Below are 20,314 nucleotides of genomic sequence, written 5' to 3'. Positions count from 1 at the left end.
ATAATGAGGCCGTTGATTTAGGCCGGAATTGGGAGCTATTTGCCGGTTAGGCAAATATTCCCCACTCATCAAGCTGTGCACTCAACGACATTTCCTTAGGAATACGGTCATAGCTTGACCAGTTCTTGGCAGCCTTCGCGCCAGCTCTAACCATTAAGTCGTTGTCACTACTAAGTTTTCGGTAGAGTGCTTCCCTGTAGTAGGCGAGCGCATTTTCTGTCGTCAAATTTAAATTAGACTTTAATACCAACATCGCTATCTCTTTCCTGCTTTGAGTGCCGCACTTTGCTTCTTTGCCAATCAAATCGATTGCTCCAATCAGGTAAAGGCTAATCGCTTCGCGTAACCAAGACAGATTCTCCTGGTGCAGGTCACCATAATTTCTTTTGATGTCTAACAGCTGGATGCCAGAAAAGGTTTGAGCTTTTTTAAGACTTTCCATCTTGGTTTCGTACTCTTGATTATCGACAACATCGCCTTGCATCAAGCGCTTAATCACTCTGTCAATATGCCCGCTCTCTGCGTAGCCAGCAGCTGTGTATAAGTTATGTACGCGGAAGGCAAGTGTGCCGAGCAAAGTAAGTAATGCTATTTCAAGGCTATGTATGAAAACAACCAGCATTGTTTAGTCTCCAAATTCTCAAATGTGACGACATTATACATCATGTAATTCTATGTAAATGGAATTGGGTAGCGTTAAGCTAGAGTACAGGTTCACACAAGTGCAGCGGATTTACAGTGTTTTACATTTTTGATTAGTGCTGGGGGAGGGGCAATAGACTACTTAAGAAGAGGATGCTTAAGCAGTCTTTAGGTCACTTTCAATGAAGAAATTATGCATTTTCTTGAAGGTCAATGGCCGGCTAAAGAAGTATCCTTGAGCATAGTCGCATTTATTGATTACCAAGAAGTCTCTTTGGTCGATATTTTCAACGCCTTCTGCAACGACCTTCAGGTTAAGTTTATGTGCAACGGCAATGACCGCAGACGCGATTTCCATGGCATTGAGGTCATCAGGAATATCGTAAACAAATGACTGGTCAATTTTCAGAATATCTACAGGTAGGCTCTTTAAATAACTTAAAGAGGAGTAGCCTGAACCAAAGTCATCGATGGTAATAGTGGAACCAGTAGATTTGATGCTATTGAGTTGAGCTATGACAGCATCAATGTCATTCATTAGCATACTTTCGGTTACTTCTATTTCCAGGTTTTCTGCGGCGAGGCCTGAATGCTCGAGGGCGCTTGAAACAACATTTACCAGTTCCGGGTCATCAAACTGGCGTGGCGATAAGTTAACTGCAACTCTCAATGAGCGACCAGTTAGGGCATTTAATTGCATGATTTCTTTACATGCGTTTCTCAGCACCCATTCACCAATTTGTACGATCAAGCCGGTCTCTTCGGCTACGGGAATAAAGTCAGCAGGGGAAATGTCTCCCTTCGTCGCATGCTCCCAGCGTATCAGAGCTTCAACGCTAGATATTTCACCCGTCTTCAGATTAATTTGAGGCTGATAGTTTAGGTAAAAGTCGTTATTTTTAATTGCTTCACGTAATTCATTTTCAATTTCCAGAAGCTTGTTTGCGCGGAGGTTTAAGGCTTCAGTAAAGAAGTGGTAGCCATCTCGACCGTTCTCTTTAGCCATATATAAGGCAAGGTCGGCGTTCTTCATGAGCGTTTCGCTATTGATGCTGTCTGTTGGTGCTAAGGTAATGCCGATACTTGTTGATACAATCACCTCATGTTTACCCAACCTAACTGGTTCCTTAAGAGTGTCCAGGATCGTTTGAGCAATGGCAGATATTTTATCGATATCGGATATATCGTTAAGCAGAATGGTAAATTCATCCCCCCCTAAACGGGCAACTGTATCTTGCTTTCGAACACAGGATTTTAAACGGTCAGCAACCGTAAGCAGTAATTGATCACCTGCCTGGTGTCCCAGCGTGTCGTTGATGCGTTTAAATTGGTCTAGGTCGAGAAAGAACAGCGCTGTCAGTTTTTGATGTCGTCGTGCATTAAGAATGGATTGGTGCAGTCGATCAATAAAAAGCCGACGGTTTGCTAAACCGGTCAGGGAGTCAAAAAGAGCCAAGTGCTCCATTTTCTGGGTAGCTTCTTTTAAGGCTGTGACGTCAACGGCGGACAGGACGTAACTACTAATTTCGTTATGTTTATCATAGACGGCCGAGATCGTAATAGTGTTCCAGAAAACGCTAGAATCTTTCTTAGAGCAAAGAATTTCACCTTCCCAACTATCTTGTTTTTGCAGGAAGCCGCTATCGAGAGCACAAATATCAGCTGCGCAATGTTCAGAGCTTGGTTTGAGAATGCCGATTGGCTTATTTACGATTTCGTCGCGTTGGTAGCCCGTTATTTGGCAAAACTTGTCATTTACATATTCAATCAAGCCTGAGCTGCTTGTAATAACAATACTGGAACCACTATTTGTTACCGCGCTACTTAGTTTCGACATGAGTTGTTCGGTAGCTTCATGCGACTTTACGTTGTTTTTTAGCCGGGCATTAAGACGGAACAAAATGAAGCACAGTGTCCCAAACAATGCTGCCAGTCCTGCACTTGCCATGAGTTTCAATAGCATTGTCGAGCTTTCAGTATCCTCAACCGATACCGCAGCTAACACTGGCGAAGTTATCGCGAGAGTTGAAAGAAATGTCAGACCTTTATGAATCGGCTTATGCAAAGTAGTTACCAAAGCAAATTAGTTATATGTGTAAGTTATAAGTAAATTGTATGGTAATTTTCAAGAATGAAAAACACGACTTGGTTATAGACTTGTAACGATGTGACGTACAACGTTACAAAATAGTTACAGTAAGTAATTGTATTTCAAAACAATGTGAAATATGGGTTAACAAACTGGAAGGTCGGGGAATAGAGAGAATTTTTGGGTGTAAATGGAAGGCCATAACAGGAGAGTTATGGCCTAATGTTTAATTGCTTCTACGAGGCTATTTAGCTTTGTTCAGCTCTGCAGCTTGTTTTTGCCACGTGTCAGAACCTCTGACTTTGCTGAACTCCTCAAGTGCTTTTTTATCTTTTGCTGAAGGCTTGGCCAATTGCTCGATTGATGTGATACCGGCTGCTATAAGTTTCTTTTCTAAAGCTGGTCCAACACCATTGAGTGCAGTCAATTTCAACGGAGACTTTGTAGCAGGAGCTGCTTTCTTAGCTGGAGTCGCTTTCTTAGCCGGAGCTGCTTTCTTAGCTGGAGTCGCTTTCTTAGCCGGAGCTACTTTCTTAGCTGGAGTCGCTTTCTTAGCCGGAGCTGCTTTTTTAGCCGGAGCTGCTTTCTTAGCCGGAGCCGCTTTCTTCGCAGGAGCCTTTGCTTCGACGCCTATTTTTTCAAGGAGTTGAGACTGTAGCTCATGAAACTCATCCAGGCGCTTGTCAAACTCCTTCTGAAAGCGGTTCATTTCTTTGTCGCGAAGCTTATCCAGATCTTCAACTACTTTCTTGATCGGCTCTTGAACTTGAGACTGCAAGCTTTCAAGTTGTTTGAACGCATCGTTAATCAATTGATTAAAATGATCGGATGTCTTCTCGAACTCTTTATTAAAGCGATTAAGTACTTTATCTAAACCAAATTTATCTTTACTAGTCATCTGATAAGCTCCTGCTAGGAAGGGCAACTAAATTCAAGTCTTAGTCTAGCTTATCTGTCGCAATATGGTAGTTCGGATCTTCTATCACGTTGACTTCGATCAAATCACCGGCGTTTTTAAGCAAGCTTCTACATTCCGGGCTTAGATGGCGAATGTGTAAAGTCTTGTTTGCGTTCAGGTAGCGCTCGGCTAGTGTGTCGATCGCCTCAATGCCTGAGTGGTCGTATACTCTGGATTGAGCGAAGTCGATAATAATGTCGTCGTTGCCCGCTTGAACATCAAATTGCTCTAGGAAGTTCGCAATTGAACCAAAGAACAGGGGGCCTTCTACTTCGTAGACCGTTGAACCTTCTTCATTCTCTTTCTCGTGAATATACACATGCTTCGCGTGTTCCCAGGCAAAGACGAGCGCGGAAACAATTACACCTACGATTACTGCAATTGCCAAGTCTGTTGCCACTGTGACACCAGATACCAGGATTAATACAAAAGCGTCAGAGCGGGGAACTTTTCGAAGAATTCGGAAGCTGGACCATTCAAAGGTACCGATGACAACGATGAACATAACGCCGACTAGTGCAGCAACGGGGATCTGTTCAATCAGAGGCGCGGCAAATAAGATGAAGCAGAGTAGGAATAAGCCTGCAGATATACCGGACAGTCTGCCGCGACCACCTGAATTAACGTTGATCATGCTTTGGCCGATCATTGCACAGCCACCCATGCCACCGAAGAAACCCGTTACAGTATTTGCCACGCCTTGACCGATACACTCTTGGTTACCTTTACCGTGAGTTTGTGTCATTTCATCGATAAGCGTGAGGGTTAATAGAGATTCAATCAAGCCAATCGCTGCCAATATGAAAGAATAAGGCAAGATGATCCACAATGTCTCCAGAGTGAAAGGCACTGATGGAATGCTAAAACTAGGTAAAGAGCCGGAAATTGATGCAACGTCACCTACCACTCGAGTATCAAGGCCAAAGAAAATGACGACCAAAGAGACAATGACAATGGCTGCCAGTGATGAAGGTATCGCCTTGGTTAATTTGGGTAAGAAATGAATAATAGCCATGGTAGCAAAAACGAGAGTAAGCATTGTGATCATGGCATTACTTTCGAGCCAGGCAATATCAATAATGGAACCTTCTAGTCCTGTTCCTTGCAACCAGCCCGTGCCGTTGTTTTCTCCAAACTGGCTAAGTTGAGCGAGGAAAATCACAATCGCGAGGCCGTTAACGAAGCCAAGCATAACCGGGTGGGGAACCATGCGAATAAACTTGCCTAGTTTTAGCATGCCTGCCGCAATTTGTATGATTCCCATTAAAACTACCGTAGCAAAGAGGTATTCAACACCGTGTTGTGCGACCAGCGATACCATAACAACGGCAAGAGCACCGGTAGCACCCGAAATCATTCCTGGTCGACCACCGATACAAGCCGTAATGAGTCCGACCATGAAAGCAGCATACAAACCAACAATTGGCTCCACGCCTGCAACAAAGGCAAATGCAACAGCTTCAGGGACTAGCGCCAATGCAACGGTTAAGCCGGATAGGACGTCGTTCTTGATACTGAGATGCGAGCTTGCGCGGGGTTCGAACATGAATACCTCTGGTTGAGAGAAGGCTTCTCTCGGTCATTAAAATGTCGTTTAAACGGGGGGGCGGATTATAGGGATTGTTGTGCAGCAATACAAATTTGTGAGTATTGCTGCACACTTTTAGGTCTGTTAAATATTCTTACTTACTTTTACGGGGAGGAAGGCCAGTATGCTGGGTCAGAATCTTTCCCTTTTGATTCTTTCTATTTCCCTGCTTGTTCTTATTTCCTGGTCTTTGAGCCGCTTTTCTATTCTGGCTCATCTTGGCACCTTGCTTAGTACCTTTAACTGGTTGGTTTGGTGGAACGAGATGTTTTTTCCCATAGCCAATCAAATGAGCCTTACCCATCGCTTTAAGCGCTTCTCGCAACAGTGGCCAGTTGTCCGGGTCGTGATATCTCAAAAACGCTTTATGTAGGCGTCGCTGTTTTATGCCCTTGGGAATGGACACCTTTTCTGTCTTGTAATTGATCCGGTGGAGCGGATCTCTCTCGGAATGGTACATGGCGGTGGCGCTAGCCATCGGTGAGGGATAAAAGTTTTGTACCTGATCCGCCCTAAATCCGTTTTCTTTTAACCATAATGCCAAGTTCATCATATCGACATCGCGCGTGCCAGGGTGAGCTGATATGAAGTAAGGAATAAGGTATTGCTTTTTTCCGGCTTCGGCAGAATATTTTTCAAATAGTTCTTTAAAGCGATGATAAGTGCCCATGCCGGGTTTCATCATTTTTGATAAAGGGCCGCTCTCAGTATGTTCCGGTGCAATTTTCAGGTAGCCGCCTACATGGTGTGTAACAAGTTCCTTTATATATTCCGGGTCTTCTACTGCTAGGTCGTAGCGTAAGCCGGAAGCAATAAGTATGCGTTTAATTCCGGGTAGTGTTCTGGCGCGTCGGTATAGATTTGTTGTGGGCGAGTGGTCAGTAATCAGATTTTTGCAAATTGAAGGATAGACGCATGACAGTCGACGACAACTTGCATGAATTTCCTCTGAGCGACAATTCTGATGGTACATGTTTGCAGTAGGTCCGCCCAGATCAGAAATGGTGCCGGTGAAACCGGGTGTCATATCCCTGATTCGCTCAATCTCATGGATAACGGAATCTTCTGATCGACTCTGTATTACTCTGCCTTCATGTTCTGTGATCGAGCAGAATGAACAGCCACCAAAACAGCCTCTCATAATATTGACCGAGAAACGTATCATCTCGTAGGCAGGAATTTTTGCATCACCGTAGCTAGGATGAGGCACTCGCTGATAAGCGTGTTCGAAGACGCTATCAAGTTCATCTGTCGATAGAGGAATGGCTGGTGGGTTTACCCAAACATAGCGTTGATCGTGAGGCTGAACAATGGCTCGGGCATTGGCTGGATTAGTTTCCAGGTGCAGTATTCGGGAGGTGTGAGCATAAAGCACAGGGTCCTTGGAAACCTTTTCAAAAGAGGGGAGTAAGATAAATTCTCTCTCTTTATCAGCGCTTTGTTCTGGAAATGGTAAAATTTTGATTGGCTCTGCTTTATCGACTTGCTGATTGTCGGCGCATTTACTTGTCGACTCGGAACCTTCTATTTCAGTTTCTTGATAAGGGTTTTTCTGGAACGGGTGGTTCGCTGGGTCAAGCGCTTTTGGTTTTTCGATGCGCGAGGAATCTTTTATATTCCAGCCTTCTGGCAATTCTTTTAGTAGGCAAGCTGTTCCTTTGATATCTTTCATATCCTTGGGGTGTTCACCTCGGGATATACGTAGGGCTACCTCAGATATTGCTCGCTCTGCATTCCCATAAAGTAGGATATCTGCTTTTGAGTCCATCAGAACCGATCGTTTTACCTTGTCTGACCAGTAGTCGTATTGAGCGATTCGGCGTAGGCTAGCTTCAATCCCACCGATCACAACCGGGATATCTTTGTAGGCTTCTCTACAGCGCTGACTATAAACCGTTACTGCACGGTCAGGGCGCTTACCACCCTCGTTGTTTGGGGTGTAGGCATCGTCATGGCGAATCTTCAGATCAGCTGTATAACGATTGATCATCGAGTCCATGTTGCCCGCAGAAACCGCATAAAATAAATTTGGCTTACCAAGCTTTTGAAAATCATCTTTCGATGTCCAGTCCGGCTGGGCAATAATTCCAACTCGATAACCTTGAGACTCTAGCAGCCGACCAATGACCGCCATGCCAAAGCTGGGGTGGTCGACGTAAGCGTCACCGCAAATGATAATAACATCGCAACTATCCCAACCCAGAGTATCCATTTCCTCACGAGACATGGGTAGGAAGGGTGCAATACCGAAGCATTCTGCCCAGTACTTAGGATAAGAAAAAAGAGAGGTGTCGGCTTGCATAGTTTTCGGCTGCTTAAGTAAGAATAGTTGACTATTTTACATGGTCTTTCTATTTGGGCCTAGTGCTTCTTGGTATACATATCGTAGGGTATGCTTATTCTATGTGGTAATTTCTATATTTATCAGGCACCTTAGCCCTATAAATAGAATTTATTCTGGAACTCAATGTGAGTGATAAACAAGTCGTCGAAGCCAAAAATATTATTGCGGTGATCCTGGCAGCTGGAGAATCGAGTCGTTTCGGTTCGCCTAAACAGCTGGCTGATTGGCACGGGAAACCCTTGTTGCAACATGTGTTTGATACGGTGTCTCAGGTCTTCCCAAAAACCTGGGTGATGCTGGGCGCTAATTACAAAGAAATTAACAGTGTGCTTTCTTTTGGTGTTGCAAAGGTTTTACATGAGAGTGCATGGCAAGAGGGAATGGGAAAGGTCATTGCTAGCGCAGCATCATCTGCAGAGAGCGAAGCCCTGCTGACAGATGAAAACGTGGATGGCCTGTTGTTCTTGCTTGGGGATCAGCCCTTAATAGAAACAAGTGACTTGCGCAAATACTGTACTTTAGTTAATGAGCAAGCGAATGAAATAATTTGTGCAGGATATCAAGAAGAGGACAAGGAGCTTAGTCTTGGAGTGCCCGCATACTTTCCTTGGTCGTATTTGCCTCAGCTAAAAGGCTTGGCTGTACCGGGAAATCAGGGCGGCGCGAAAGGCATAATCTTGCGCAACAAAACGACGCCTGTTTACCTCGGCGGGCGAGTTCAGGATGTTGATACTGAAAGTGACCTGGAGCGCTTACGCTTGGCAGTCACTTCAGTATGCTGATTCAAGTGCTTAGCCAAACAGTCCTGCAGTAACAGCAATACCGACTGCGAATACACCTATGCTGGCCGCCAGCGCCATGCCATAAAACTTATTGGAAGCAGCTCGGTTTTGCCTGATATAGGTTTCAATTGTTTGTGCTGCGACGTCTTCTGCAGTTTCGCGCGTGATTTCATGAGCTTGTTTTATTGCGTCACCCTGTAAGCGTTGCCAAAACTCAGTGTCCATAGATTGGCTAGAGCTAAGGTGCTCTTTTAATTCTTCAATTTGTACAGGGTCTAAGCCTGTATGAGCTTTGCTATCCAGAAGCTCTTGCTTAAATTCAGTGAGTTGGTTTCCTAAAAACAGACTTACTTCTGCAGCAACTTCCTCTTTAATGGACTCAGTTTTCTTATTAATTTCGTTGACGTATTCATCCATGATGCCTTTTAAGTGATCCTGCTGCTCTTGCTTTGAATCACTCAGGATGCGTTTGACATGATCGTATTGCTCGTCGAATAGACTGGATAGGAGCTCGTGAAGGCGGTTGTTAACATTCGCTTTTACGGCTGATCGAGCGACTTGTTCAATGATATCAGACGAAGCTTCGACACTCGGCGCTGCGGCAGGTTTGTCTTGAAGTTCGTCCGGAAGCTCAGTTTTGCTGATTTTACCAAGTTGAGCCTGTTCCTGATCACTAAGAGAGATAGAAATCGCAGGTTTGGGTAGCGTGTTATTAGCTATGTCGCTAGTGAGCTTTTCAATAAGCTCTACCACTTGCTGAGACTCAGCAGGTTTGGTTAGCACACCATAAATACCAAAGTTACGTGCATCTTCAGAGAATTCATCTGACTTTTTTGAGGTGCACATAATAATGGGAATCTCTGATGTCTCAGGATTCATTTTTATTTCTTTGGTAGCGTCAACGCCGTTCATACCCGGCATGAGCTGATCCATAAAAATAACGTCAGGATTATTGTTGGACGCCAAATATGATAAGGCTTCTTCGCCGGAGTTAACCATATCGACTTTAAGGCTGATTTTCTCTAAAAGCTTACTCAATGCAAACCTGGCGACCTTGGAGTCATCTACCAATAAAGCGCTTTTAATTGTCATCATATACCTCGTTAATCTCTATTCAAATTCGTACTTTAAAATTCTGTATGGACGTGTCGTAGCTGGCCGTTTGTGTCTAATTGCAAACGTTGATTACCAGCCTTCTAGCTTAGGACACTCCGTTGCTCGATAACTTTTTTGCCGGTAACACACGCCAGGCTCGCTGGATCTGGCAGTAAACACTTCGCCTTCTGCTGTGGTTAGCGTTGCCTTGCCAAATGGCTTTCCATCTTTAAATGTGCCGGTGATCTTACTTCCATTAGGGTTTAGGATCTCTCCCTTACCGTGATAGAGGCCATCAATAAATTGTCCGACATACTTTTTACCGTTCGCATAGGTTTCGACACCCTTGCCGTGGAACATACCGTTAGAGAATGAACCTTCGTAGTGTCCGCCATCCGGGTAGGTTAGGGAACCGTTACCGTGGAATAAATTGTCTGAGAAGCCGCCAACATATAGTAGGCCCCCCTTGGTTGTAAGAGAGCCTTGCCCATTGAGCACGCCATCAATCCAGAAACCTGTATAGATGTCACCGGTAGCTTTGGTTAGGGTTCCTTCACCATTAAACTCATTTTCATCAAGCTCACCAATGTAGGTATCGCCGTCTGTGGTGGTGAGGGTGCCGCGGCCTTGCATATTGCCTTCAAACCACTCTCCCTGGTATTTCATTCCGTTGGCATATCGGACAGAGCCGATGCCATGAAAGTTGCCATTAACGAAGGAGCCGTTGTATTCAAAGCTGCCTTCTTGAATGTAGCTTCCTTCGCCTGTCTTGATATCGTTTGCCCACATACCATTTTGGTAATCAACTTTAGTAAATTGCTGAAGCTGAGCTTTTAGTGTTTTGGTGCTTCCGCGTCGTATATCAACGCTTGATAACCAGCTCTGATAACCTTCTTTAGCAACTTCGATGTTGTAATTACCAGGTGTTAGCTGCATTTCCAGTTTAGTTGGGCCATAAGGTTTACCGTTTACCAATACGGTATCGTCGGTAACGTTTGAGCGCACAATCAAAGTGCCGGTAATGACAGGTTTGGGCTCGGGCTGTTCTGTGTTTTTGTAGGTGATTACTTCGGGCTTCTTCGTTTCAGAGATAATAACTTCTCTTATGGGCGGGGTAGGGGCCGGAGCTTCAACTTCATCTGCGAAAATTGCTTCTTCAGAAAACGCAAGGTCTTCAGTTCTTTTTAGCGAGTCAAGCACTTGTTTGCTCATTTCACTAAGCTCAATATATTCAGCTTCTTTCGTTGTTTCTTGAGGAGCCGGTGTGCCCGCACTTACCGGTACGTCAGGCTCGGATTCGATAGAAGTTTTAGCTTTTACAATGTCTGCTTCATTATTTGCCGGCCCTGTGCCCGCAATGATTAACAGCAAAATCATTAAGAAATTTATAAAAAGAAGAGGTCTAAGATCGACCATTTATATACTACCCTTAAGAAATAGGAGCTGAGTTGCTCCGCCACATTTCCGTTTACTAACGTGTAAAATATGTACTCTGGATTAATCGTTGCTTGAGTATTGAAGGCGCATCGCTTACGTTATGTTTAGAGTGTAGACTCAAATAGAAAAAAATGCTTAGAAATAAGATGTAAATGTAAGATAAGTCACAGAATATTCGATTCTGGGCTAAACTGCTTTCTGCTTGTAAAAGTGCAGTTGAGTGCTCAATAGAGCGTTTGGGTTATTGTCCTAAAAGTATAATCATTCAGTAGTATTAATATAAGGTATTAACGATATATGGCTAACATGCAGCATAAAGATTTCAAACTGATCCGCACTCAAAGCATTGATGCTTTGCATGTGACAGCCGAAGAGTATGAGCACTTGGGGACGGGTGCCAGGCACCTGCATTTTGCGACCACTAATACCGAAAACGTATTTTTGGTAGGTCTAAAAACAGTTCCGACTGACAACTCTGGCGTCGCACATATTCTTGAGCATACGGCACTGTGTGGTAGCGAGAAATATCCGGTTCGTGACCCCTTCTTTATGATGATCCGCCGATCCTTAAATACTTTTATGAATGCCTTTACCAGTAGTGACTGGACGGCTTACCCTTTTGCAAGTAAAAACAAGAAAGATTTTAATAATCTTCTCGAAGTGTATCTCGATGCAGTTTTCTTCTCTCGACTCGACGAGATGGATTTTCTACAAGAGGGGCATCGACTTGAGTTTGAAAAAGCAGATGATGCCAATAGCGATCTGAGTTACAAGGGTGTTGTTTATAATGAAATGAAGGGAGCGATGAGCTCACCGGTTAGTCAACTATGGCAGACATTAACGCGCCATTTGTATCCGACTACTACCTATCACTTTAATAGTGGTGGAGATCCTGAGCATATCACCGGTTTAAGTTATGATGACTTAAAAGGCTTTTACAAAAAGCACTATCATCCAAGTAATGCTGTGTTTCTGACCTTTGGCGATATTCCAGCTTATGAGCACCATTGTCACTTTCAGGGTTACGCTTTATCCAGATTCTCTAAAGAAGATCACCGAATCAGAATCAACGATGAGCAACGCTATTGTGCACCGATTCGGATTCAGGAAAATTACCCCGTTGAAAAAGATGAGCCGACCGAACATAAGACGCACATTGTTGTCTCATGGTTGTTAGGTTACAGCTTTGATTTGGAACAAAACCTCGAAGCACATCTATTGGCTGATGTGTTGTTTGAGAACAGTGCTGCACCATTGCAGCGAGCATTAGAGGCTTCAAAGCTAGGGCATGCGCCATCACCCTTGTGTGGTTTGGAAGACTCTAACCGAGAAATGGCTTTTGCGTGTGGTTTAGAGGGAAGTGAACCGGGTAAAGAGGAAGAGCTAGAAGCAGAAATCTTCGCTGTGTTAGAGAAAGTTGCCCAAGAAGGTGTTGCTAAAGAACGTTTGGATGCGGTATTGCATCAGCTTGAGTTAAGTCAGCGAGAAATTGCGGGAGACAGTTACCCTTACGGTTTGCAGTTGATACTCGGCGCATTGCCTTCGATGTTGCACGGTGGCGACCCGGTCGCATTGCTAGACCTTGAGCCGGTGATTGAAAAGTTAAGAGAGCGCGTTAAAGACCCTGAATATTTCAAATCTTTGGTGAAAAAGCACTTATTGGATAACTCACACCGAGTCACTTTATCTCTTCGTCCGGATACTTCTTACGATGAGGTCAGAACAGCTCTGCTAACGAAGCAACTAGCTGAAATTAAGCAGAATCTGAACGAGGAAGAGAAGCAAAAGGTCATAGATCAGGCGGAAGCCTTGAAGCAGCGTCAGATCATGAAAGATGATGAATCGATCTTGCCTAAGGTCGGCATTCCAGACGTGCCCCTGCATTTACACTTCCCCAAAGGCGAACCAGCCAAAGTTTCGGATAATATTACTTGTTACCACCAAGGCACAAATGGCTTGGTCTATCAGCAGATTATTATTGATATGCCTGAGCTTAGCGAAGACTTGCAAGCACTCTTGCCGATTTATACTGCCGTGGTTACCGCTCTAGGTGCGGGTGAGAGCAGTTACCTGGAAATGCAGAATAAGCAGTCTGCTTTAACTGGTGGCCTGGGAGCGTACAGCTCCGTTAAGGGCGAAATTGACGACGTTCAAGATATCAAAGGAGTATTGGTATTTTCAGGGAAGGCGCTTAGTCGAAACTACGTTGCTTTGACAGAGATGCTTAAGGAAACGCTCGACAACGTTCGTTTCGATGAGCATGAACGTCTTCGCGAACTGGTGGCTCAGATGCGAGCGCGTCGTGAGCAAGGTGTAACCAGTAGCGGTCATGCATTGGCGATGGGGGTTGCCTCTAGCAGAATGAGCCCTGGCTCTTACCTCGCTTATCAGCTAGGGGGAATGCAAGGCATTAAAGCCTTGAAGGCTTTAGATGAATCGCTATCAACTGAAAGTGGCGATATCGATAGTAAAGCCTTATCCAGCTTGGCTGAAGGTTTGGAAAGAATTCATAAGGCAGTTTTAGCACAGCCTCGTCAGTTCTTACTGGTCTCGGAGTCGGAAGTCTCTGATGAAATTGCAGGCTTTATTCATCAGTCCTATAAAGACTTTGAACCTGCTGCGAATAGTCATTTTTCTTTAACAGAGAGACGTGAAACCGTAAAAGAAGCTTGGCTAACGTCCACGCAAGTCAACTTCTGTGCCAAGGCTTATCCTACTGTCGCTGTCGGTCATGATGATGCACCAGCCTTGTCTGTATTGGGAGGCTTTTTAAGAAATGGCTATTTACATAGGACGATCAGAGAGCAAGGTGGTGCCTATGGCGGTGGTGCAGGGCAGGACTCAGGTTCGGCATCCTTCAGATTTTTCTCTTATCGTGATCCTCGTCTAAGTGAAACACTTGATGACTTCGACGCTTCATTAGATTGGCTGCATATCGAGGAGCATGATGGAGAAGAGTTAGAGCAGGCTATCTTGGGAGTTGTATCGCAAATCGATAAACCAAGATCGCCGGCTGGTGAAGCAAAGGGTGATTACCATAACTTGTTGTTTGGTCGAACCCAGGAGCATCGCGAAGCATTTAGGGCGAAAGTTTTGTCGGTCACAATTGATGATCTGCAGCGTGTTGCCAAGACTTACCTGCAGCCAGGCTTAGCGAGTGTTGCGGTGATTAGCCAGCAAAGTCAGCGAGATGCGCTTGAAGGACTGGGTTTAGAGATTAAAGAACTCTAAACGCTAAAAGCAGAAAAGTGCTAAACAGGTACTGCTAGCGTTATGGCTAGCAGCGTCGCTCAATACCCGATTGCACCATGATGCGGGTAGCAATTTCTTCAACCGAGTAATGTGTCGTATTCAAAAAGGGAATCCTTTCTCTGCGATACATTAGCTCAACCTCTTCAACTTCATAATTACATTGCTTTGCTGAAGAGTAACGCGAGTTAGCGCGTCGTTCATGGCGAATGGCGGCAAGCCTGTCAGGCTCAATAGTCAGGCCAAAAATCTTGTTTCTATGGGGGCGTAAAGAGGCGGGCAGCTTTTGGTCTTCGATATCTTCTTCGGTAATTGGATAGTTGGCCGCCTTAATGCCGTACTGCATTGCAAGATAGAGACAAGTAGGGGTTTTGCCACTGCGCGATACGCCGGTCAATATCACATCCGCTTGGTCATAGAGTTTGGTGCGAGCACCGTCGTCATTGTCGAGTGCGTAGTTAATAGCCTCTATTCTTTGGTCATAGCGGGTATTTTTAGTAATGCGTGTTCTACCTACCTGATAAGAAGAGCGAACGCCGAGCTCTTGTTCCAGCGGCCCTAGAAAAGCGGCGAAAATATCAATCATCAAGCTATTACTCTTTTTGATGATCTTTCTGATGCCATCATCAACGATGGTGTCGAAAATAATAGCTTTCGCGCCATTTAACTCCGCCGCAGCATTAATTTTCTCGACCGTTTCGAGGGCTTTTTCAATGCTATCAACGTAAGGAAGCGTGACTTTCTCGAATTCATGCTCTTCAAATCGTGTTAATAAACTGACGCCTAACGCTTCTGAGGTGATACCTGTGCCGTCTGAAATGAAAAAAGCAGTGCGCTGATTACCCATAAAAAACCTTATTTTGAAGCCGAGGATTGATTCAAATAAGTTAGCATAAAGTGTTACAATTCACACCTGCTCGCGTTAAGTAAAGCGCATAATTATCAGTATTTCGCTAATGTACAGGAGAATAAGCCTTGCAGGACTACATTATTTGGTTTGATGAACTGGGTATGAACGATGTTGATCGAGTGGGGGGAAAGAATGCTTCACTCGGCGAGATGATTAGTCATCTATCTTCTGTAGGGGTAAGGGTGCCGGGCGGTTTTGCTACAACGGCTCAGGCATATTGGGACTTTCTATCAGAGAACGGCTTAAGTGAGCGTATCAATGCAGAGCTTGCTTCACTCGATGTAAAAGACGTTACAGCCTTGGCAGAAAGTGGTGCCAAAATTCGTGGCTGGGTGATGGAGGCTCCGTTTCAAGAGGCTCTCAATAGGGCGCTTGAAGATGCTTTCAAAAAGCTACAAGACGGAAATCAAAACTTGGCCGTTGCAGTTCGTTCTTCCGCCACTGCCGAAGATTTGCCTGAGGCTTCTTTTGCTGGTCAGCAAGAAACCTTCTTGAATGTTACCGGAATCGAACAAGTTAAAGCTCTGGTTAAAGAAGTTTTTGCTTCGCTTTATAACGATAGAGCGATCTCTTATCGTGTTCACCATGAGTTTGAGCATAGTGAAGTCGCATTGTCCGCTGGTATTCAAAAGATGGTGCGCAGTGAGACGGCGAGCTCCGGTGTTATGTTTACCCTCGATACCGAATCCGGCTTTAGAGATGTGGTGTTTATCACTTCCTCATATGGCTTGGGTGAAACTGTCGTGCAGGGTGCAGTGAACCCAGACGAATTTTATGTACATAAGCCCACTTATGAAGCTGGTCGCCCAGCAATTCTCAAGCGTAACTTGGGTAGCAAAGCGATCAAGATGGTCTATAGCCAGGATGATAGTGACTCACTGGTTGAAACCGTCAAGGTTGATATGGCACAGCGCAAACAGTTCTCACTGAGTGATGAAGAGCTCAATGAGCTGACCAAGCAAGCGCTGATTATCGAGAAACACTATGATCGCCCGATGGATATCGAGTGGGCAAAAGATGGTGATGACGGTGAGTTGTATATTGTTCAGGCGCGCCCTGAAACGGTTAAGAGTCGTTCTAGTACTGCTATTCTAGAACGCTACTTAATGAAAGAGACCGGAACCGTTGTCGTAGAAGGGCGCAGTATCGGTCACAAGATCGGTAGTGGCGCAGTGAAAGTCGTTGATGATATTGCTGACATGGATCAGGTTCAGGACGGTGATGTACTCGTTACAGACATGACTGATCCGGATTGGGAGCCGGTAATGAAGCGTGCTTCAGCTATCGTGACAGATCGTGGTGGCCGTACTTGCCATGCTGCGATTATTGCGCGTGAGCTCGGGATTCCTGCTGTTGTTGGTTGTGGTGATGCCAGTGATGTATTGCGCGATGGGCAAGAAGTAACCGTCTCTTGTGCAGAAGGTGATACCGGATTTATCTATGAAGGCTTACTCGACTTTGAGTTGAAAGAAAACTCTGTCGATTCGATGCCTGATATGGATTTGAAAATTATGATGAATGTCGGAAACCCTGATAGGGCTTTCGACTTCAGGGCACTGCCAAATGAAGGTGTTGGTCTGGCTCGTCTAGAGTTTATTATCAACCGAATGATTGGTGTGCACCCTAAGGCCTTGCTGAACTTTGACACCTTGCCGCCTGACCTTAAGCAAACAGTCGAGCAGCGTATCAGTGGATATGCCTCTCCGGTTGATTTCTATATCGATAAGCTGGTTGAAGGTATTTCGACACTGGCTGCGGCGTTCTACCCAAAACGTGTGATTGTTCGTTTGTCAGACTTTAAGTCTAACGAATACGCCAACCTTATCGGTGGCACATTATATGAACCAGACGAAGAAAACCCGATGCTCGGCTTCCGTGGTGCATCGCGCTATATTTCTGAAACCTTCCGTGACTGTTTCTATTTAGAATGTGAAGCGCTTAAGCGTGTACGCGATGTAATGGGCCTGACCAATGTTGAAGTTATGGTGCCTTTTGTCAGAACAGTTGGCGAGGCCAAGCACGTGGTAGAATTACTGGCCGAGAAAGGCCTAAAGCGTGGTGAGAACGACCTGAAAGTCATTATGATGTGTGAGCTGCCTGCAAATGCTATTTTGGCAGATCAGTTCCTGGAGCACTTCGATGGTTTCTCAATTGGTTCCAATGATTTAACTCAGTTAACACTCGGTATCGATAGAGATTCTGGAATCATTGCTCACTTGTTTGATGAACGTAACGAGGCGATTAAAGCACTACTGGAAAATGCTATTAGCGCTTGCAAGCGAGCAAACAAATACGTTGGTATTTGTGGGCAAGGCCCCTCAGACCATCCTGACTTAGCGCGTTGGTTAATGGAGCAGGATATCGATAGTATTTCACTAAATCCCGATTCGGTGCTTGATACCTGGTTCTATCTAGCTGATAACAGCTAAAGTCCTGATCAGAGTATTGTTGTTTATGCTACCAGTGCTTCGAAATGCACTCATACTGATTGGCGGGTTGCTGCTTGTCAGTATGAGGGTGTTTGCAGGTCAAGGCCTTAATGATGAAGGAGCCTCGAATGTGGAGCCTAAGAAAACTCTGCGTTTGGCAGGCCCGCCTTGGGAGCCGTTTCTGTATGAACAGCAGCCGCGCAAAGGATTGGCAACAGAGATTGTAATAGAAGCTTTCGAGCGTGCAGGCTACTCCGTTGAAGTCTCAATTAAGCCTTGGCGAAGAGTATTAGCAGAAGCCGAAAAAGGCATGGTTGATGTATTGATCGGCTTATGGTTTAACGAGCAAAGAGCGAGCAATTTTCTTTATTCCGACCCTTACTATGTTAATCAAATTAGCTTTATTTCTGATCAGAGCGAAGTGATTTCATATCAGAAATTGGATGATCTAAAAGGTTTAAAAATAGGAGTAAGAAAGGGGGCGAGTTTTGGTCATAATTTCGACAATGCTGCAGGGCTGAATAAAACCCCAATGGTAAACGCCTTAAGCATGTTAAAGATGCTGGCACTGGGGCGGATAGATATCGGCATTGGTGATCATTTGATTTTGAGTCGCTTGATGCAGAAAAATAAGATGCTTAACGAACAGCTTAAATTTGTAGAGCCCGCTTATACTGAGCGTGAGCTTCACATGGCGATTGTTAAGTCTTTAGCTGATCATCAGGCAATTGTCTCTGCATTTAATCATCACTTGCGAAAGATGAAGCAGCAGGGAAGAGTTAAAGAAATTATTAAGACCTACAGCCCTTAAACTCTTTACCACTCCCCCGTATTCGTCATTGATACCCAAGGCTCTTCAGGTGCAAGGTTATCGCCCTTTTGTAGAAGTTCGATTGATATGCCATCGGGTGAACGAATAAAGGCCATGTAGCCGTCTCTCGGAGGCCGGTTGATCGTTAATCCTTGTGACTGTAGTTTTTCACATAGCTCATAGATATTGTCGACAGAAAAAGCCAGGTGCCCGAAATTCCTACCGCCGGTGTAGTCTTCAGTGTCCCAATTGTATGTTAGTTCCAGGCAAGGGGCTTTGATAATTCTCGCTTCATCAGCATCGTCCGGTGCCGCAAGAAATACTAGTGTGAATCGGCCTTTCTCGCTGTCTTTGCGACTGACCTCAACGAGCCCTAGTTTATTGCAATAGAAGTCCAGAGAGGCTTCTAGGTCCTTGACACGAACCATAGTATGTAGGTATTTCATTTTTTTAACTCCCGGCCTTTAAGTATTTGGTCTTAATCAAGTAAATCTGCAACATGCTCAGGGATCTCACGCGGTTCGCGGAAAATATCACTGACATGCACACCGTAAGTGCCCCGTTTTCGGTCTTCGAAAAACGTCTTCAAACTGCGTTTAACTGTTGGGAAAGCGATTTCATCCCAGGGGATATCTTGTTCGTCGAAGAGTTTTACTTCTAGGCTTTCTTGACCTGCAGCGTAGCTCTCCTGTTTGAGTTCAGCGAGAAAAAAGATATGTACCTGATCAATCTGCGGGACGCTGATCATAGTAAATAAGCCTTTTAAGTTTACCTTCGCTTCTGCTTCTTCCCAGGTCTCACGCATAGCGGCTTCTTCTGTCGTTTCCTGGTTTTCCATAAAACCCGCTGGCAGAGTCCAATAGCCTAAACGGGGTTCGATGGCGCGCTTGCATAATAATACCTTATCGCCCCAAGTGGGAATGGTGCCGGCAACAATATTAGGGTTCTGGTAATGGATATGTTCACAGCCTAAGCAGACGTAACGCTGTCGGTTATCATCTTCAGGAATCTTTTTCTCAACATCGTCGCCACAATGACTGCAGAATTTCATAGGTTTCTCACCAGTGATTTTTATTGAGGGGGCAGTATGCTAAAGTTTGGCTTAGTAAACAACTTGAGATCTTTATCTGAGTGAGCTTTTTTACTAGATCTGTCAACGAGCTCCTTATTCGCCACTTAAGTTTTGGAACCTCTAATCCCCAATGCAAATAATTAATTTACTGAGAGCGCGAATCGAGCAGCATCAGCCAAAAAATATTGTCGAAGAGTTACCCGAGGCAGGTATTCTAGTTCCCTTAACCCGCGAACCAGAGCCTCAGATTATTTTCACGCGCCGGGCGCAACATATGAATACACATAAAGGGCAGGTAGCCTTTCCGGGGGGGAAGTATGATGAGGAAGATACAACACTTGTTAATACTGCACTTCGAGAGTGTCATGAAGAGATTGGCGTCCACCCTGAACAAGTTGAGCTGCTAGGGCCTTTGAGTCAGGTGATATCCCTGCACGGTATTCGTGTTTCGCCTTTTGTCGGCCTGGTGGAGCCAGAGATAGAATTAAAGCCAAATCTAGATGAACTAGACAGTATTTTCAAAGTGCCGGTGAGTTTCTTTTTAAATGAAGAACCCGTGCGTCGTGATAGAATGACCTACAAAGGTCTGGCATTCTCTGTGCCAAGCTATGATTACCACCATCAGGGCGAGCGTTATGAAATTTGGGGCTTGTCTGCCGTGGTGCTTGTTGAACTGATGAATATTGCATTTGATGCGAACATAACAATTTTTGACGGTGAAGGTAAATGATCTACTCCTTGGGAAGCAAAAAACCAAAATTTATTGGTGACGCAGCGTTTGTTGCGCCAAACGCATCATTAATTGGCGATATCGAAGTCCATGAGGGTGCTAGCATCTGGTTTAATGTGGTGATTCGTGCGGATAACGATAAAGTTATCATTGGTGAAAATAGCAATCAAGGAATTCT

The 20,314-nt window shown here is 44.8% G+C and carries 15 protein-coding genes and 1 pseudogene; 6 read left to right on the top strand and 10 right to left on the bottom strand.

Annotated elements, in window-relative coordinates:
* Window positions 1–46: 46 nt before the first annotated feature.
* From A3757_RS18505 to A3757_RS18485, 5 genes are all read right to left on the bottom strand, one after another.
* A complete protein-coding gene (locus tag A3757_RS18505; RefSeq protein ID WP_068512475.1) occupies window positions 47–622 on the bottom strand; it encodes a hypothetical protein in 576 nt (191 codons plus the stop codon).
* Window positions 623–799: 177 nt separating this feature from the next.
* The gene (locus tag A3757_RS18500) at window positions 800–2,707 is read right to left on the bottom strand and encodes an EAL domain-containing protein (RefSeq protein WP_231872234.1); all 1,908 of its coding nucleotides are present in this window, start codon (window positions 2,705–2,707) and stop codon (window positions 800–802) included.
* Between the two features lie 268 nt (window positions 2,708–2,975).
* On the bottom strand, window positions 2,976–3,629 hold the full coding sequence (locus A3757_RS25840; RefSeq protein ID WP_068512478.1) for a hypothetical protein: 654 nt from the start codon (window positions 3,627–3,629) through the stop codon (window positions 2,976–2,978).
* A gap of 40 nt (window positions 3,630–3,669) precedes the next feature.
* Entirely contained in the window at window positions 3,670–5,235 is a 1,566-nt protein-coding gene (locus A3757_RS18490) for a SulP family inorganic anion transporter (RefSeq protein ID WP_068512480.1), read from the bottom strand.
* A gap of 136 nt (window positions 5,236–5,371) precedes the next feature.
* Complete coding sequence (locus A3757_RS18485) at window positions 5,372–7,579, bottom strand: YgiQ family radical SAM protein (RefSeq protein ID WP_082865016.1); 2,208 nt, start codon at window positions 7,577–7,579, stop codon at window positions 5,372–5,374.
* A gap of 167 nt (window positions 7,580–7,746) precedes the next feature.
* Between A3757_RS18485 and A3757_RS18480 the strand changes: the two genes are divergently transcribed.
* Entirely contained in the window at window positions 7,747–8,403 is a 657-nt protein-coding gene (locus tag A3757_RS18480) for a nucleotidyltransferase family protein (RefSeq protein WP_068512482.1), read from the top strand.
* 9 nt (window positions 8,404–8,412) lie between these two features.
* Here the strand turns inward: A3757_RS18480 and A3757_RS18475 are convergent, their stop codons facing one another.
* Together A3757_RS18475 and A3757_RS18470 are read right to left on the bottom strand one after the other, a co-directional pair.
* Window positions 8,413–9,498, bottom strand: coding sequence for a response regulator (locus A3757_RS18475; protein WP_231872053.1), 1,086 nt, complete (start codon window positions 9,496–9,498; stop codon window positions 8,413–8,415).
* 90 nt (window positions 9,499–9,588) lie between these two features.
* A complete protein-coding gene (locus tag A3757_RS18470; RefSeq protein ID WP_068512485.1) occupies window positions 9,589–10,914 on the bottom strand; it encodes a PEGA domain-containing protein in 1,326 nt (441 codons plus the stop codon).
* 318 nt (window positions 10,915–11,232) lie between these two features.
* Between A3757_RS18470 and A3757_RS18465 the strand changes: the two genes are divergently transcribed.
* Window positions 11,233–14,166 (top strand): insulinase family protein, encoded by a 2,934-nt coding sequence (locus A3757_RS18465; RefSeq protein ID WP_068566441.1) that lies wholly within the window; start codon window positions 11,233–11,235, stop codon window positions 14,164–14,166.
* Window positions 14,167–14,212: 46 nt separating this feature from the next.
* Here A3757_RS18465 and A3757_RS18460 read toward each other — a convergent pair whose 3' ends face one another.
* Complete coding sequence (locus A3757_RS18460; RefSeq protein WP_068507784.1) at window positions 14,213–15,031, bottom strand: pyruvate, water dikinase regulatory protein; 819 nt, start codon at window positions 15,029–15,031, stop codon at window positions 14,213–14,215.
* A gap of 164 nt (window positions 15,032–15,195) precedes the next feature.
* Between A3757_RS18460 and ppsA the strand changes: the two genes are divergently transcribed.
* Entirely contained in the window at window positions 15,196–17,523 is a 2,328-nt protein-coding gene (gene ppsA, locus A3757_RS18455; RefSeq protein ID WP_369808144.1) for a phosphoenolpyruvate synthase, read from the top strand.
* Between the two features lie 25 nt (window positions 17,524–17,548).
* On the top strand, window positions 17,549–18,334 hold the full coding sequence (locus A3757_RS18450) for an ABC transporter substrate-binding protein (RefSeq protein WP_068512492.1): 786 nt from the start codon (window positions 17,549–17,551) through the stop codon (window positions 18,332–18,334).
* Between the two features lie 5 nt (window positions 18,335–18,339).
* Here A3757_RS18450 and gloA read toward each other — a convergent pair whose 3' ends face one another.
* Together gloA and A3757_RS18440 are read right to left on the bottom strand one after the other, a co-directional pair.
* Window positions 18,340–18,780 (bottom strand): lactoylglutathione lyase, encoded by a 441-nt coding sequence (gloA, locus tag A3757_RS18445; protein ID WP_068740061.1) that lies wholly within the window; start codon window positions 18,778–18,780, stop codon window positions 18,340–18,342.
* Between the two features lie 32 nt (window positions 18,781–18,812).
* Window positions 18,813–19,385 (bottom strand): NUDIX hydrolase, encoded by a 573-nt coding sequence (locus A3757_RS18440; protein WP_068512534.1) that lies wholly within the window; start codon window positions 19,383–19,385, stop codon window positions 18,813–18,815.
* A 151-nt stretch (window positions 19,386–19,536) separates the two neighbouring features.
* Here A3757_RS18440 and A3757_RS18435 point away from each other — a divergent pair, with 151 nt between their 5' ends.
* Window positions 19,537–20,136 carry a CoA pyrophosphatase gene (locus A3757_RS18435; protein ID WP_231872054.1) on the top strand — a complete coding sequence of 200 codons (600 nt, stop codon included), beginning with the start codon at window positions 19,537–19,539 and terminating at the stop codon, window positions 20,134–20,136.
* A pseudogene (locus tag A3757_RS18430) lies at window positions 20,133–20,314 on the top strand (gamma carbonic anhydrase family protein); the annotation flags it as partial. The gene A3757_RS18435 and the pseudogene A3757_RS18430, both read left to right, overlap by 4 nt.

The organism is Oleiphilus sp. HI0117 (assembly GCF_001635235.1).
Note: the sequence above shows the minus strand (reverse complement) of the source record. Positions and strands in the feature narration are given on the sequence as shown.